The organism is Blastococcus sp. CCUG 61487, from assembly GCF_005222955.1.
GTDB lineage: Bacteria > Actinomycetota > Actinomycetes > Mycobacteriales > Geodermatophilaceae > Blastococcus.
In genome coordinates, this window is the sequence record NZ_LWUA01000128.1 from 1 (window position 1) to 1,313 (window position 1,313).

2 protein-coding genes and 1 pseudogene are annotated in these 1,313 nt (G+C 74.6%); 2 read left to right on the plus strand and 1 reads right to left on the minus strand.

Going from position 1 to position 1,313, the window contains the following annotated elements:
• On the minus strand, window positions 1-308 hold a 308-nt coding region (locus tag A6V29_RS08415), incomplete at its 3' end, for an amidohydrolase family protein (protein WP_170977770.1).
• A 92-nt stretch (window positions 309-400) separates the two neighbouring features.
• Between A6V29_RS08415 and A6V29_RS08420 the strand changes: the two genes are divergently transcribed.
• Both A6V29_RS08420 and A6V29_RS08425 read left to right on the plus strand, forming a co-directional pair.
• Window positions 401-1,078 carry a DedA family protein gene (locus A6V29_RS08420; RefSeq protein WP_137159891.1) on the plus strand — a complete coding sequence of 226 codons (678 nt, stop codon included), beginning with the start codon at window positions 401-403 and terminating at the stop codon, window positions 1,076-1,078.
• Window positions 1,075-1,313: pseudogene (locus A6V29_RS08425) on the plus strand (alpha/beta family hydrolase); the annotation flags it as partial. The gene A6V29_RS08420 and the pseudogene A6V29_RS08425, both read left to right, overlap by 4 nt.

The following is a 1,313-nucleotide window of genomic DNA, read 5'->3' on the forward strand; positions in this document are numbered from 1 at the left end:
GCCGACGCGGCGGTCATCGCGACCTCGACGTCCTCGGGGATCAGCCGGGCCTCCCGCGGCCACATGACCTCCCCCAGCCACCTGTCCAGGGGCAGGCCCTCGCCCTGGCCGCGGAACAGCGCCATCGGCGCGTGGGAGTGGGTGTTGACCAGTCCGGGGAGCAGCACGCCGGGCAGCGCGACCACCACGGCGTCCCCCGCGTCGGGGGCCTCGGCCGCCGGCCCCACGTGGGTGATCCGCCCGTCCTCGACGTCGACGACGGCGTCCGGGACGACGACGGCGGCGACGGCGGTGAAGCGCTGGCGCATGCTCCGGACCGTAGTGCCGCGCATCCGGCCCGTCGCGGCAGCGCGCTCGGCACGGTCACGGCGCGGTCGGGATCCGCCGATACCGTGGACTCATGGACCTCCTCGCCGCAGCCTCCTCCGACGAGGGTGGGATCACCGGCTTCCTGCTCGACCTGATCGACAGCCTGGGGCCGATCGGCGTGGGGATCGCCATCCTCGCCGAGACCGTGGTGCCGCCGATCCCCAGCGAGGTCGTCCTGGGGGCGGCCGGCGTGCTGATCAACGCCGGCCGGATGGACCTGATCCCGGTCATCCTCTTCGCCACGCTGGGCTCGCTGCTGGGCGCCGTCTTCTTCTACTACGTCGGCCGGGCGCTGGGCCCGCGCCGCTCGCACGCCTTCCTCGACAGGTTGCCGCTGGTCGAGACCGAGGACGTCGACAAGACCTTCGCGTGGTTCGAGCGGCACGGCCGGGCGGCGGTGTTCTTCGGCCGGATGGTGCCGATCGTGCGCAGCTTCGTGTCGGTGCCGGCCGGGGTCGTGCGGATGCCGATCTGGCAGTTCCTGCTCTACACCGCGGCCGGGAGCCTGCTCTGGAACAGCCTGCTCATCGGGCTGGGCGTGGCGCTCGGCGACGTCGTCTACGACTACCTGGACCTGATCGACTACGTCATCTACGCCGCTGTCGCCGGCGCGGTGGTCTGGTTCGCGTGGCGCCGGCTCAGCGGCAAGCACCGGCGGCCCCGGGACGCCGGCAAGCACCTGCCGGTCGACGAGCGCGACGAGGCGTGACCGGGCTCGTCGACACCCCGCACGGCCCCGCGCGCGTGCTCTCCGCGGGTTCGGGCGAGGCCGGGACGCTCGTCCTCGGCCACGGAGCGGGCGGCGGCTCGGAGGCGCCCGACCTCGCTGCCGTGGCCGCGGAGGCCGTGGGCGCCGGCTGGCTGGTGCACCGGGTGGACCAGCCCTGGCGGGTGGCCGGCAAGCGCATCGCCCCCGCGCCGCCACGGCTGGACGAGGCGTGGGG